Below are 13,377 nucleotides of genomic sequence, written 5' to 3' on the forward strand. Positions count from 1 at the left end.
GGAGAACCCCATGAACGCCATCCTTGCCGCCGCCCTGGTGTTGATCGCCGCCGTCGTCTTCCGTGGCGATCCGTCCATCGCCGAGCTGGCCCGCCAGTACGTGCAGCTGCGCGTGCAGATCTACGCCGAGACCCATCCTGTACGGAGCGACGACGAATGAAGCCCATCACCCTGATCCTGCCGTATCCCGTCTCGGCCAACGCCTACTGGGCCACGCGCATCATCCCGGCCAACCGCGTGAAGCAGAAGCCGGCCATGGCCATCACCTACGTCACCAAGGAAGCCGAGGCCTACAAGACCGAGGTGGGCTGGAAGATTCGCGCCGCCGGCCTGCTGCAGCCCATCACCGGCCGCGTGCAGATCGACGTACGTCTCTACCCGGCGCGCCCCCAGGACTGGCAGAAGCGCCAGCGCCAGGAGGGCGCTGCCTGGGACGACACCGTGCGCTGCATCGACCTGGACAACGCGAACAAGGTGCTGCTGGACGCGCTCAAGGGCGTAGCCATCGAGGATGACAAGTGGGTGCGCCGCATCGTCGCCGAGCGCATGGAGCCGGATGCCGATGGCGCCAGGGTGGTGCTGACCATCACGCCGTTGGCCGTGGTACAGCCGCAGGCAGGGCTGTTCGGGGAGGCGGCATGAATACCGTGACCGAGGCCAGCAAGCTCTGGTGCCCGATGGTGCGCATCGGCGTCATGCCCGCATCCGGTGGGCCGAGCACCATCAACGACCCGACCAGCATTGCCGAATTCTCCGGCCGGTGCATCGGTGCGCAGTGCGCCATGTGGCGTTGGGCAGATGCCGCTCCCGAGATGCCCGAGGCAAGGATATGGTGGCCGAAAGAGGACGAGCCGCGCGAAGAACCTCCAAGGCCACCTGACGTTCCGGCCAGTGCTGTCTGGCTTCCACTGGTGATCGAAGACGATGACATGCGGGACGGCTACTGGGTCGAAAGCCAGGATGATCTCGCGACTCGACGCGCCGAAGTTCTAGTGGACCGCCGTGGCTATTGCGGCCTGGCTGGTCGCCCTGAGGTGATGCCGTGAGCGACGACACCACCGACCTGGTCTTGACGCTCGTCCTGCTGGCCGCGCCGTTCGCCGGCGTCCTGGCCATGTTCCTCCGCCATGCCTCGCGGGAGGGTCGATGAAGCGCATATACGTGGCCGGCCCGATGACCGGCTTGCCCGCCCTGAATTTTCCTGCCTTCCACGCGGCCGCCGCCGAGCTGCGCGCCCAGGGCTTCGACGTCGTCAACCCCGCCGAGATCAACGCCGACCCGGCCGCCGGCTGGGTGGCCTGCATGCGGCTCGACATCGCCCAGCTGGTCACCTGCGACGAAATCCTGATGCTGCCGGGCTGGGAGAACTCACGCGGCGCGACCCTGGAGCGTCACATCGCCATGAAGCTGGAGATGGCTGTCCGGTACCACCAACACCCGAGGAGCAACACATGATGAAAGTCCGCAACCTGGCCAAGCTGGTACGCCTGGAGGCCGAGCGCCGGCAGTACATCCGCATGAAGAACCGGCTCCTGTACGGACGCATGACCGCTGCAGCCGCCCGTCAGCCCGGTGGCCTGCGCGGCGCTGGCGCAGTTCGTGGGGAGCTCGCTCCATGAGCCGCCAGCCCACCATCAACGAGGCTCTGGCCGAGACCATCCTGCTCGCCATGGAGCGCGGCGTCGAGTACGAGGCCAGCGAGCTCGCCGACCACCTGGGCATGCCCTCCAGATCGATCTACCTGCTGCTGCGCCAACTGGAGGATCGCGGCGACCTGACTGGCAAGCGCGCTGGCCGCGCCCGTCTCTTCCAGAAGCGGGACCTGGCCATGGTCGCCGCCCGGGTGCAGCCGCCCATCGAGGCCAAGCCGCTCACCGGCTACGACCTCGGTCGCCACATGCGCCTGTGCGAGGGAGCGCGCAAGTCGGACACGGGGATGGCTTGATGGCTCTTCGGCATTTCGAGTACCGCGACCCGCTCCAGCAGCTGATCGAACGTGAGGAGCAAACGTGCAAGGGGTGCGCGTTCCAGATCAAGGTCCTCGATCGGGAGACCTGCAGCAAACAGAAACAGCAACACGGCCGGCGCTGCCGGCACTACATCGAGAAAGAGGGAAAGAGCCATGTTCAATGCGACCGCGAAACGGGTGCCACGCAAGATCGAGGCGATGAATGATCGCCAGCGCGATGGAACCGAATACTGCCTGGACGTCTGGGCGGCCTGGATGCGCAAGGATGACCGGGACCTGGGCATCAAGGGTTCGCGAGGCGAGAGCGAGGGGGATGCAGCGGCCGCCCGTCGCGACAACGAGATCGCGGAGGCGACCGAGGCCATGATGCAGAGCCTGATCCTGCGCCACCGGTGGGCGATCTGGAAGAAGTTCGGGATCACCACCGCTTGGCGCTTCCCGAACGCCGACCTGGCGGAGTCGTACGTGGAGGCTGTTGCGGCCCTGGAACCACTGCTGCGAAAAAATGTTGCAACCCGAATGCAGTTCGGGTAAATTCCCGATCACTGGCTGTTTTGTCTCGTCCAGAGAAAAGTAAGCAGTCACAACGAAGCCTCGTTTCTTCCATGAAGCGGGGCTTTTTTGTTGGTCCCCTGACATTCTTCCTGAAGCCTCGCCCGGTCTGCCGCGCGGGGCTTTTTCGTTTCAGGGCCGGCCTGGCCCAACGCAGGGATGCGTCAACCAGGCCATACATTGCCAAGCGAAGTGCCAGAGGAGTGACCCGTCACGCCGGGGCCATCAGAAGCGCCCCAACCTCGCCGGACGCTGTACCCGGCACGATTTCAGAAGCAGCGTAGAGCAGCTGGTAGCTCGCCAGGTTCATACCCTGGAGGCCGCAAGTTCGAATCTTGCCGCTGCAACCAACTTACCCAGGAGCATCCATGTCCGGCACCGTCCTCACCCGCCACGAGGTGGACTACGTCGATCTGCAGAAGATCGGCAAGATCACCATCGACCAGTCGCCCGAGGGTGGCGTCCGGATCCTGGTCGACGGCTTCGAGTTCGAGCACGCCGGCGGCTGCCGCGAGCACGTGACCAAGGCGCTGGCCTGGGCGCGCGACGTGCTCAACACCGAGGTGCAGGCCAACCGACTCATTCCCGGAGGCCACCTGGTATCGATCTTCGGCATGTCGCAGGAAGACCTGGACGCCGCTGACGAGTAGTTCCCCGCAGCCGTAGCTCAATGGCAGAGCCACAGCCTTCCAAGCTGAGGACGAAGGGTTCGATTCCCACCGGCTGCTCCATCGTGTTCGCGTGTGTCTCCTCTGGAGAAATCCAGCTTGCCCGCCTCCCGCAAGGGTCGCGGGCTTTTTCATTTCGGAAAGAATCCACCATGCAACGGTTTATCAATGGCCAGGTTTTTGATACCGGTTTCACGCTCTCGGGGTGCGTGCTGGATTCGACCAATACCTACGTCATCCACCCGGACTCCCTGCAGCAGGTCCTGACGTACGGCGGCCCGAGCGGCGCGGTGGACTCCGTAACCGCTGGGCCGGATGCCCAGGGCAACAGCTTCAAGCAAACCTACACCTACACCGGCTCCAACATCACCACGATTTCGCCCTGGGTGAAGCAATGACACTCGGCGAATTCAAGCGGTGGCTGCAGATTTGCGGCATCTTCCCGGGCGGCGGTTCCAGCACCAACCTGGCCACAAAGACCCAGAATCTGGGCAACGTCAGCGGCGCGCTGACCATCGACCTGTCGCAGGGATGGAACGTCTTCTTCACGGTGACCGGCGCGATCACCTCTCTGACCTTCACTAACGGGCCAGCCGTCGGCGCCGCTGCTCGTGTGCGCTTGCAGATCACCAATGGCGGGGTCGGGATGGCCTGGGCGACCGGCACCCGGTGGACGGGCGCAGGTGTGGTCGCAAGCGCGCCGACCCTACAGGCATCTGGCGTCGAGAACGTGGTTTACGACATCGCTCGACCGGTCAACGCAACGCTCTACGACGCAGCATATATCGGCCGCGTGGCATAAGGATTCAGCATGGCAACTCGTACAGCAGCCGCGGGCGGTGGCAATTGGAATGCCACCGGTACCTGGGTAGAGGGAGCCGTGCCGACTGCCGCTGATGACGTTGTGTTCAATGCATCGTCGGGTGCGGTGACGCTGACCGCTGGTGCTGTTTGCCGTTCGGCCGACGCAAACCTCTACGCCAACACGCTGACGCATCCAGCTGCCGTCACCCTGACAATCGGTGACGGCACTGCAGGTGCCGGTAATATCGCGCTGCGCTTCGGAGCTGGCATGACGTACGCGCTCGGCGATCCAGCCACCAGCGCCATCACTTTCGCGAGCACCGCGACCGGCCAGCAAACTGTCGATTTCGGCGGCAAGACCTGCGGAAACCTGGTCTTTGGCACTTCTGGTACTCCGAACTATGCCATCGTGTCGGCGATCAACGCAGGCGCAACTGCGAGCGTCACCAGCACCTTCGGTCATCTGCATATGGACGGTGCCAGTGACAATGTCGGTCTGTCCCACGCTTTCGGTAAGTTTGTTGCGTCCGCTAGTAACGTTCGCTCGCTTTACCTCGGCGCAGCTACTTTCACCTGCAATGGAACAGGTCAACCTTGGAATATTAGCGCCAGCGGCAACGTGTCATTTGATGGCGGAACAGCTACGATTATTTTGCCGGATCTGGGATCATCAGTTACTGGAAGCCGCATTTTCGTTTCGGGTAATCGAACCTATTATCGAGTTCGCTTCATTGGGGCGCCTGAGTCGTCTATTCAAAGCAGCGGCGGAACCGCCACAATGACTGTAGCGTTTTATGAGCGCATCGGTCCATACAGCAATGAATACGGACATATCTCCGCACCATTCTTGGGGACGTTGAAAATCACGAACACCTACAAGTTGTGGGGTGATAGCGAAAGTCATCGCGCTGTGCTTTGGCCTGGTAGCAACGCCATCGTTGCAAATCTGGACTTGACGGCGGCCACGACCATCGACATGCGCTATATCGTGGTCCAGGATATCAATTTCATTCGTGGCGCTGACCTGGATCTGTCAGGCATCACTGGGTTCTCGTCGGATGCCGGCGGCAACACCATTTCCGGCGGCTACAACCTGACCTTTACTGCACCGGTAAATCAAGACTGGATCGCATCCGGTTCGGGCAACTGGTCGAACCCTGCAAACTGGTCAAGCGGCCGCGTCCCGTTATGCCAGGACCCGGTGAATATCACAAAGGCCTTCACCGGCTCGCCGACCATCACCATGGATTGCTGCTTTTCCTGCGGTCCTATGGATGTGTCCGCATCTACCGGAACGGTCACATTCAGCGTTTCTGGCACGGCGATTTGTAACGTTATCAACGGATTTAAGGGCCGAACTGGAGCAACATTTAGCGGCACACTTTATTGGAATGCCCGTGGCGGGAATAGAAATTTCCAATTCAACGGCTCAACTGTTGTCGGAAACATGCAGATTTCCAGCGGAAACGGCGGGAATCTTACTTTCATTGATTCTGGGACATTAGGGTCATTGATCCAGCATCGTAGCGGGCCCATCACCATCCCCGCTGGCGTGACGATAGCAACTAGCAGTTACACGTCGAATGCCACGACATCTCCAGCAAATGTTTATGTAAATGGCGCGGGGACTCTCCAGTTGACCAGCACGGGCACAGTTTTTGTATGTGCAAATGCCGGCAACTTGAGCAATTTTGCCGGGCTGGGTCGGTTGTACATCTCCAACGCGTCGGCGGTGGCCAAGACGGTTGCCGGCAACGGCACAGCACTCCCGGCAATCACCTTCGCGCCAGGCGGCAGCGGCGCTATCGCAATCACTGGCAACAACTCGATGCCCCAGCTACCGCGCCCGAACGTGCCTGGTACAGGTACCGTCACGCTGGCCGCCGGCAGCACCACCACACTGACCAGCCCGGGCAACGACCTGATGTACAACGGCAGCAATGTCGTGTCCATCAAGTCGGCTACGGGGGGCAGTGCAGCGAACATCGTGAAGGCTAACGGCCGCATTCAGGCCGATTACGTCAGCCTGCAGGACGTAGTGGCCAGCGGCGGCGCGGTGTTCAGTGCAGGCTCGCACAGCACGAACGTCTCAGGCAATTCCGGCTGGGCGTTCAATGATCCGCAGGCGTGGGTCCCGCAAGCAGCCTGATCCGATGGGGAGATACCACCATGGATACAGAGCAAATTCGTATCGAGCTGCGCTTCGCTTTGTGGCTGCGCCTGTACCTGTGCGGCGTGATCCTGTTCGCAGTGATCACCCGCCAGCGTCCGGATGAACAGAAGTTGACGTACTGGATCCGCAAGGGTCTCAAGCAGCGAGTAGTTCCCGCTCGCCGGCAACACGGGTAAATGGCCGGCATAACTCGCACGATATGGAAGCCGTCCTTCTCCGGGTGCAACGCCCGTTTTTCCTTCGGCGCGGGGCGAGCAGTAGTTATTGAGGTTTTGATATGAGGATCACGGACAAAGTACGGCGCTTCGTCGATGAGTACCTGATCGACCTGAATGCGACCAAGGCGGCTATCCGCGCTGGCTACAGCGAGCGCACCGCGAAGCAGATCGCCTCGGAGGTGCTGAACAAGCCTGAGGTGCAGGCGCTGCTGCAGGAGCGGCAGGCGGCACTGGCCGAGCGCACCGAGATCACCCAGGACGCGGTGCTCCAGCGCCTGTGGGCCATCGGCACGGCCGATGCGTCCCAGGTCATGCAGTTCCGGCGCACCTGCTGCCGCCACTGCTGGGGCAAGAAGTTCGGCTACCAGCGCACCGCGCAGGAGATGAAGGCCGACCGGGTCAGCCACCAGCGGCAGATGCTGGAGAAGAAGGCCGAAGCCGATCGATCCAACCAGCAGTTCATGGAAACGCCCTTCGACCAGGCCGGTGGCACCGGCTACGACGCCCGCAAGGATCCGAACCCGAAGTGCCCAGAGTGCTTCGGCCAGGGCCATGGGAATGCCTTCTTCGAAGACACCCGGCGGCTGCAGGGCAGTGCCAAGCTGCTGTATGCGGGTGTGAAGCAGGGCAAAGAGGGCCTGGAGGTGAAGACCCACGACCAGGTCGAGGCCCTGAAGCTGGTGGGCCAGCACCTGGGCATGTTCAAGACGAAGGTGGAGCACAGCAGCGCTAATGGCCTGCCGCTGGCTACCAACAACATCACGGTCAACGAGGGCGGCTCCTACGCCACGATCAATGAAATTCGCGAGGTGTTGAACAATCCAAAGGTTTGATTTATGGAATTCAGCGAGAAAGAACGCCGTGCGTATCGCTCGCTGGCCAGGGCTGACCTATTTTGGTTTGCGCGATGGATGTTCGCCAATCGGCGTGGATACGCCTGGCAAAGGTCGCGGCACCATGAGGTGGTCTGCGATGCGCTCATGCGGGTCTTCCGTGGTGAGTGCAAGCGCCTGATCATCAACATCCCGCCGCGCTACAGCAAGACCGAGCTGATCAAGTCGATGGTGGCCTGGTCCTTCGGCCAGAACCCCGATTGCGAGTGGATCTATACCAGCTATTCCGGGCGCCTGGCGGCCACCAGCTCTTGGGATATGCGCGGCATTCTCCAGGATCCGGAATACAAGGCCATCTTTCCCGGCGTCGGTCTGCGCAACGATAGTCAGGCGCGCGACGAATGGCGCACCACCGCCGGCGGCGTCATGTACGCGGTTGGCTCCGGCGGCACCATCACGGGTTACGGTGCGGGCAAGCATCGCCAGGGCTTCGGTGGCGCCATCATTATTGATGACCCCCACAAGGCCGATGAAGCCAAAAGCGACACCATCCGCGAAGGCGTGATCGATTGGTTCCAGAACACGCTGGAAAGCCGCAAGAATAGCCCTGATACGCCGGTCATCGTGATCATGCAGCGCCTGCATGAGCGAGACCTTGCCGGCTGGCTGCTGGATGGCGGCAATGGCGAGACCTGGGATCACGTTTGTCTACCGGCCATCCAGGATGATGGCACGGCCCTCTGGCCTGAGAAGCACTCGATCGAGGAACTGCGCCGCATGGAGCAGTCCTCCCCGTACGTCTTCTCCGGGCAGTACCAGCAGCGCCCGGCACCGAAGGCCGGCGGGTTCTTCTCGACCGAGCTTATCAAGGTGGTGGAAGCGCTGCCCGCCGGACTCCAATTCGCCCGAGGCTGGGACTTTGCGGGCACCGAAGAATCGGACAACAAGGGCGCCGACTGGACGGTAGGCGCCTTGATCGGCAAGGATGCCTTGGGCAGGTTCTACATTGCCGACATCAACAGGTTCCGTGGCTCTTCTCTCAAGGTAGAGCAGGCTGTCATCAATACCGCCGCACAGGACGGTGTGGATGTCCCGATCAGCGGTCCGCAGGATCCTGGGCAGGCAGGCAAAGCCCAGGCACATGCCTTCGTCCGGATGCTCGCAGGCTTTGATATTGAATTCACGCCCGAGACAGGCCCCAAAACCACACGTGCCAGCCCATTTGCGGCGCAGGTGGAGGCCGGGAACGTATTCATGCTCAAGGCCCCATGGAACAAGCCATTGACCGACGAGCTGGGCATGTTCCCGAACGGCGCCCACGATGATCAGGCCGACGCAATATCTCGGGCATTCCACCGATTACTGTCCGCCAAGCGCTGGGCATTTTAAAAAGACCGCTTCAGATGAACCCTAACTTCCGGAAACCCTCCCTGCTGCAACGCCTGGCGGAGTGGGCGGGGAATCGGACCGCGCAGGCTATCTGGGCTGGCCGGCTCCGACACGCTCCTGACCGTGCCACGGCCGCGTATGCCAAGTTGGTGAGCATTGGGGGGAAGAACTACAACCGCAACCAGCCCATGATCAAGCCGACGCCGGCCAATCTGCGTCGGTTCGCAAAAACACCCTACGCGCGGCGCGCGATCAACCGCATCAAGGCTCCGGTGGCTGCCTTGGGCTGGGAGGTGGGCGTCAAGAAGGGCGTCGAGGAGACGGCGGAGCATCGTCGGCAGATCGAAATCGTCAAGCGGTGCTTTGAGCGTCCAAACAATGACGACAGCTTCCGTACCATGATCGAGCAGGTCACCGAAGACCTACTGGTGTGCGGTGCAGGAGCTATTGAGCAGGAGCTGGGAGGAAAGGAGATTCGCCCGCTCTGGATGTGGCCTGTTGATGCGCTTTCCATCGACATCTATATCGGGTGGAGCGGGGCCAAGAACGAGGCGCGCTATTCGCAATCCATCGGCCCGGGCAACGTGGCCAGCACCCGCGGCATCCCACTGCTCAACGATCAGCTGATCTACATCCGGAAGGATCCGACCAGTTCGGATCCATTCGGCACCGGCCCCCTGGAGGTGGCTTTCTCCACGATCAACCGGCTGCTGGCCACGGCGGACTACGCCGGGAACGTCGCCGGTAATAGCCAGCCGGCCAACATGATCCAGTTCAAGGGCATGGATCAGGTGTCGCTGGATCGCTTCCGCGAATGGTGGCGCAACGAGGTGGAGGGGCAGGGGACCACGCCGCTGATCGGTGGCGATGAAGCCAAGGTCCATCCATTGCGCGGCACGACCGATGACGCCCTGTACCTGAAGTATCAGGAGTTCCTGATCCGCGAGATCGCAACGGCCTTCGAGCTGTCACCTGGGAGCTTGGGTGTCGAGGCCGATGTGAACCGCAATACCGCCGAGGTGGCGGACGAGCGGGAATGGTCTGCGGCCATCATCCCGATGGCCTCTAACATCGCATCCTACCTGAACCGTGAGGCGATCGAGGGCAAGCTTGGCTTCTCGCAGATCGAATTCCGCTGGCTCGGTGTGGACCGCGATGATGAGTCACTGCAAGCCGAAATCCACAAGTCGTACTACGAGATGAACGCGCTTACGCCCAATGAAATCCGCGAGAAGTTGGGCAGAAAGCCATCCTTGTCGCAATGGGCAGATCTGTGCGCCGCCGATGTGGAAATCGCCAAGGTGGCTGCACGCGGTGTTGCCCGGGACGTCGACAAGGACCTGCAACCAGACGACAAGCCCTCGAAACAACCATCCATTGAAAAACCGGACGAGCCAGGCACGCGCGGCCGCTCCGGGGTGAAACGACCGCGCGGCGATTAACGAAAGGATTTATCGTGAGTCATTATGTTCATGCAGTCAGGGTTCCAAAAGGCGCACTGGCCGGGCTCGCCCGCTCGGATTCAGTGATGATTGCGAACCTGCCTTCTCAGGCGAACGCCGCTGGCGGTTCTGCTGGCGCATCCGTCTCCACCACCATCACCGGCCTGGCCGGTCTGCCGGCGAAGTATTCGGTGCTCGTCAACCCGGGCCAGGATGCGTCCTGGTACGTCACGAACAAGACCAGCACCGGCTTTACCGTCGTGATGACGCCGAATGCCGCCGCCAACACCCTGGCCGCCGGCACCTTCGACGCTGTTGTCATCGGCTAAACCGCTCCACTCGAAAGGAACATGAACTATGACCACCTATGTCGCCAACCTGGGCGTCCTGACCCTGACCACCGCCGAAAAGAATGCCGTCGCATCTGCTGTCGGCTACGAGGATGCCCAAGGCATGATCTCGGCAGTCAACTGCTCGCTCCAGGAAACCATCATCCAGTTGACCCGCCTGGCCGGCATCATCCCGGCTGGTAGCAACCTGACGGCGATCAACAACGTTCTCACGCTGTTGCAGTCCTGATTGATTATGGCGCGCACTCCATCGAAATCGGCTGATTCTGCCGAGTCGCCCGTCGGCCTGATGGCTGCACTTACGGCTGCGTCGCGTAGTGCGGCGCAGGCCGGACAGCATGCTGAGCACGCAGCGCTGGAGGTCCTTCTGACCTCCACTCACGTGTTGAAGACGAATGCCCTGCGGGCGTTGGAAATGCTGGAAGGCGATCTGGCAGAACAGATCAAAACGATCACCGACAAGCTGTAAGAGGGGGCCATGAGCCTGACAAAAGAAAAACGCGATGCATTGCCTGATAGCGATTTCGCCGTCCCTGGCAAGCGCAAATTGCCCATCCACGATGAAACCCACGTCCGACTGGCGCATGACATGCTGGATCGCACGCAGGGCCTGAGCAGCGAGGAAAAGGCTGTTGCACGTCGCCGGATTCTGGAGCGGGCCCATCATCTCGGCATTGATACCAAGGCCTGGACCATCACCGCGAGCTTTCGCATCGATGCTATGGCCATCGAAATGCCGGTGGTTCCCAATCACCCCAACCGTATGCCGTTTTCCGGCGTACTTACCCGCGTCGATCAACCCAGCGACGTCGCCCCCGGAGGCTCATCCGGAAAACGGACGATTCTCCCCAAGGACGTCGCCGAGGCAGCTATCCCCAGCTTGATGGGGATGGCGGTTGATTTCACGCCTGGCTTTGACGGACATGACCGCACCTCCAAGATCGGCATCATTACCGGTGCCGAAGTGGAGGGCGATGCCGTCGCCATCGAAGGTTTTTTCTACGCAAAGGACTTCCCCCGGGAGTGCGAGCGAATCCGCGCTGAAAAGGACGCGTTGGGCTTCAGTTATGAGCTCGACGCCCGCATCCAGGACGCAGACGCCGACCTGTGGGTGATTGAACATTGCATCTTTACGGGCGCCGCGGTCCTGTACAAAGACCTGGCCGCCTACACATCAACATCGCTGTCGGCATCCGCTGACGAAGGATTGAACATGACCCCCGAAGAACTCAAGGCCCTGATGGCCGAAGCGCTGAAGCCCGTGACCTCGCAGCTGGAAGCCCAGGGCAAGGAACTCGCTGAGATCAAAGCAGGCAAGGGCGCGTCCCTGGCCGGCCCGATCATTGACCAGGTCAAGCCCCACGTGGAATCCCTGAACGCCTGCGCCGCTGCGATGGAAGCCGCCGGCATCGGCAGCGACTCGCGCGCCGGTCACGCTGGCGTCATTCGCCGTGTCGCTGCACACATGGCGGCCGAGGCCGTCTCGGGCAAGACCCCGATGATCTACCGCGACCACGACTATTTGCCCGACGCCCGGGTGGAAGCCGCTGCCGACGTTACCAAAGCGGTCGCCACCGCCGTGGCCGAAGCCGTCAAGCCGCTGAACGAGCAGCTCGCAGCAGCCAACACCAAGATCGCCGACCTGAGCGCCAAGGCCTTCAACTCCTCGCCGGAGCCGGAACGCAAGACCCTGAGCCCGCAGATCAAGAGCCTGCTGGCCAAGGGCGGTATTTCCGATGAAGACCTGGCCAGCGGCAAGCGCTTGAGCGCCAGCGACGTGGATGCAGTTCTCGATGCAGCCGGCATGAAGGGTCCGCGTGCTATCGAGTTCAAGCTGAAGCTGCGTGAGCAAGGCCTGATGGAAGTCGGCCGCGCCTGATCGGTCACCGCAATCCGCGACTAGCCGCCTCCGGGCGGTTTTTTTCGTCCTGAACATTTAAGGAGTGCCAATGAGCACGCAAGCCAAGAGCATCACCCTCGACGCAGCCGCCGACTATCTCGGCACCGGCGCGATCGAGGTGCCGGAATTCGAACGCGAGATCACCGACATCGTCCGTCGTGGCTCTATCGCCCTGCAGCGCTTCCCCCAAGTGCGCGCTACCGGCCACCCGCACCGCTACTTCGAACAGACCGCGATCGCGCAGGGCCAGTCCGTGGACCCCCGCAACATCTCGGCGAGCGCCACTGGCCCGACCCGCCTGGAGCGTCCGGTCTTCATCAAGGCCACCGTGGCCCAGTCCAACCTGTCGCTGTTCGACAAGGATGTGACCGAACAGCAAGGTCAGTTCGCGGCCGTGGTCGCCAAGGACGTGGACGACATCATCAGCGGTATCGAAGTGCAACGTGCGTCGATGGTCTGGGCCGGTAACGACACCTCGCTGGTGGCGCCCACCACCACCCAGTGGATGGGCGGCCTGAGCCAGATCCTCCAGCAGTTCACCGTCACCCCGGGCGCCTCGATCATCGATGGCCTGAAATCTGCTGTCGCCGCGATGGTGGCTAACGCCAACTATGTGGTGAAGCCGACCGCGATCTACCTGAACCCGCTGCTGGCCGACTACATCGACCAGGAAGCCAAGGCCTCCCGCATCACGCTGGACAGCGTCGAGGTTGTGGCCGGTGTCACGGTCGCGGCGATCTCGACCCAGGTGGGCAAGTTGCCGCTGATCGGCGATCCTTACGTCCCCACCACCCCCGCTTCGACCGCAGCTTACGGCTTCTCGGCCACGCCGAGCGGCAACAAGGGCTACTACGCCGTCATCATGACCGAGGACATGGTCGAGATCCCGGTGATCTCCGGTTCGGATTTCAACCCGAATCCGCGCCTGTTCCAACTGGGGCTGACCGGCAATCTGGCAGGCCAGTTCGTCGGTGTGAAGTTCGATGCGCTGGTGTTCAAGGGCGCTTCCTACGCCCACGCCGTCTGCCAGGTGCAGCGCCCGTAACCTGGTCGCCATAAGCAACCAGATTGAAGCCCAT

At 61.9% G+C, this 13,377-nt stretch carries 20 protein-coding genes and 2 tRNA genes; all 22 read left to right on the plus strand.

Features of this window, described 5'->3' with window-relative positions:
* Positions 1–10: 10 nt before the first annotated feature.
* On the plus strand, positions 11–160 hold the full coding sequence (locus ACEOAC_RS08765; protein WP_413443613.1) for a hypothetical protein: 150 nt from the start codon (positions 11–13) through the stop codon (positions 158–160).
* Entirely contained in the window at positions 157–642 is a 486-nt protein-coding gene (locus tag ACEOAC_RS08770; protein ID WP_413443612.1) for a RusA family crossover junction endodeoxyribonuclease, read from the plus strand. Before ACEOAC_RS08765 ends, ACEOAC_RS08770 begins: the two co-directional genes overlap by 4 nt.
* Complete coding sequence (locus ACEOAC_RS08775; RefSeq protein ID WP_413443611.1) at positions 639–1,046, plus strand: hypothetical protein; 408 nt, start codon at positions 639–641, stop codon at positions 1,044–1,046. The genes ACEOAC_RS08770 and ACEOAC_RS08775 overlap by 4 nt, the downstream gene beginning before the upstream one ends.
* Before the next feature lie 100 nt (positions 1,047–1,146).
* Entirely contained in the window at positions 1,147–1,455 is a 309-nt protein-coding gene (locus ACEOAC_RS08780; protein ID WP_413443610.1) for a DUF4406 domain-containing protein, read from the plus strand.
* Complete coding sequence (locus tag ACEOAC_RS08785; protein WP_413443609.1) at positions 1,452–1,619, plus strand: hypothetical protein; 168 nt, start codon at positions 1,452–1,454, stop codon at positions 1,617–1,619. Before ACEOAC_RS08780 ends, ACEOAC_RS08785 begins: the two co-directional genes overlap by 4 nt.
* Entirely contained in the window at positions 1,616–1,945 is a 330-nt protein-coding gene (locus ACEOAC_RS08790) for a hypothetical protein (protein ID WP_413628794.1), read from the plus strand. The genes ACEOAC_RS08785 and ACEOAC_RS08790 overlap by 4 nt, the downstream gene beginning before the upstream one ends.
* A gap of 177 nt (positions 1,946–2,122) precedes the next feature.
* Positions 2,123–2,503, plus strand: coding sequence for a hypothetical protein (locus ACEOAC_RS08795; protein ID WP_413444146.1), 381 nt, complete (start codon positions 2,123–2,125; stop codon positions 2,501–2,503).
* Positions 2,504–2,795: 292 nt separating this feature from the next.
* A tRNA-Met gene (locus tag ACEOAC_RS08800) sits at positions 2,796–2,871 on the plus strand.
* Between the two features lie 18 nt (positions 2,872–2,889).
* A complete protein-coding gene (locus ACEOAC_RS08805; protein ID WP_413444145.1) occupies positions 2,890–3,171 on the plus strand; it encodes a phage capsid protein in 282 nt (93 codons plus the stop codon).
* A 6-nt stretch (positions 3,172–3,177) separates the two neighbouring features.
* Positions 3,178–3,252 (plus strand) — tRNA-Gly (locus ACEOAC_RS08810).
* Between the two features lie 89 nt (positions 3,253–3,341).
* Positions 3,342–3,587, plus strand: coding sequence for a hypothetical protein (locus ACEOAC_RS08815; RefSeq protein WP_413444144.1), 246 nt, complete (start codon positions 3,342–3,344; stop codon positions 3,585–3,587).
* Positions 3,584–3,991, plus strand: a complete 408-nt coding sequence (locus ACEOAC_RS08820) for a hypothetical protein (protein WP_413444143.1) — start codon at positions 3,584–3,586, stop codon at positions 3,989–3,991. Before ACEOAC_RS08815 ends, ACEOAC_RS08820 begins: the two co-directional genes overlap by 4 nt.
* Positions 3,992–4,000: 9 nt before the next feature.
* Positions 4,001–6,142: a hypothetical protein gene (locus ACEOAC_RS08825; protein ID WP_413444142.1), complete on the plus strand. Its 2,142-nt coding sequence runs from the start codon at positions 4,001–4,003 to the stop codon at positions 6,140–6,142.
* 20 nt (positions 6,143–6,162) lie between these two features.
* Entirely contained in the window at positions 6,163–6,342 is a 180-nt protein-coding gene (locus ACEOAC_RS08830; protein WP_413444141.1) for a hypothetical protein, read from the plus strand.
* A 101-nt stretch (positions 6,343–6,443) separates the two neighbouring features.
* Complete coding sequence (locus ACEOAC_RS08835) at positions 6,444–7,217, plus strand: terminase small subunit (protein ID WP_413444140.1); 774 nt, start codon at positions 6,444–6,446, stop codon at positions 7,215–7,217.
* 3 nt (positions 7,218–7,220) lie between these two features.
* Positions 7,221–8,606 carry a phage terminase large subunit gene (gene terL, locus ACEOAC_RS08840; protein ID WP_413444139.1) on the plus strand — a complete coding sequence of 462 codons (1,386 nt, stop codon included), beginning with the start codon at positions 7,221–7,223 and terminating at the stop codon, positions 8,604–8,606.
* A 14-nt stretch (positions 8,607–8,620) separates the two neighbouring features.
* Positions 8,621–10,048, plus strand: coding sequence for a phage portal protein (locus ACEOAC_RS08845; protein WP_413444138.1), 1,428 nt, complete (start codon positions 8,621–8,623; stop codon positions 10,046–10,048).
* Positions 10,049–10,134: 86 nt separating this feature from the next.
* Entirely contained in the window at positions 10,135–10,377 is a 243-nt protein-coding gene (locus ACEOAC_RS08850; protein WP_413444137.1) for a hypothetical protein, read from the plus strand.
* 28 nt (positions 10,378–10,405) lie between these two features.
* Positions 10,406–10,627 (plus strand): hypothetical protein, encoded by a 222-nt coding sequence (locus tag ACEOAC_RS08855; RefSeq protein ID WP_413444136.1) that lies wholly within the window; start codon positions 10,406–10,408, stop codon positions 10,625–10,627.
* A 6-nt stretch (positions 10,628–10,633) separates the two neighbouring features.
* Complete coding sequence (locus ACEOAC_RS08860; RefSeq protein ID WP_413444135.1) at positions 10,634–10,867, plus strand: hypothetical protein; 234 nt, start codon at positions 10,634–10,636, stop codon at positions 10,865–10,867.
* Positions 10,868–10,876: 9 nt separating this feature from the next.
* Positions 10,877–12,277 carry a DUF6582 domain-containing protein gene (locus ACEOAC_RS08865; protein ID WP_413444134.1) on the plus strand — a complete coding sequence of 467 codons (1,401 nt, stop codon included), beginning with the start codon at positions 10,877–10,879 and terminating at the stop codon, positions 12,275–12,277.
* Between the two features lie 70 nt (positions 12,278–12,347).
* Positions 12,348–13,343, plus strand: coding sequence for a hypothetical protein (locus ACEOAC_RS08870; protein ID WP_413444133.1), 996 nt, complete (start codon positions 12,348–12,350; stop codon positions 13,341–13,343).
* The last annotated feature ends 34 nt before the right edge of the window (positions 13,344–13,377 follow it).

Source organism: Herbaspirillum frisingense (genome assembly GCF_047325095.1).
Lineage (GTDB): Bacteria > Pseudomonadota > Gammaproteobacteria > Burkholderiales > Burkholderiaceae_D > Herbaspirillum > Herbaspirillum frisingense.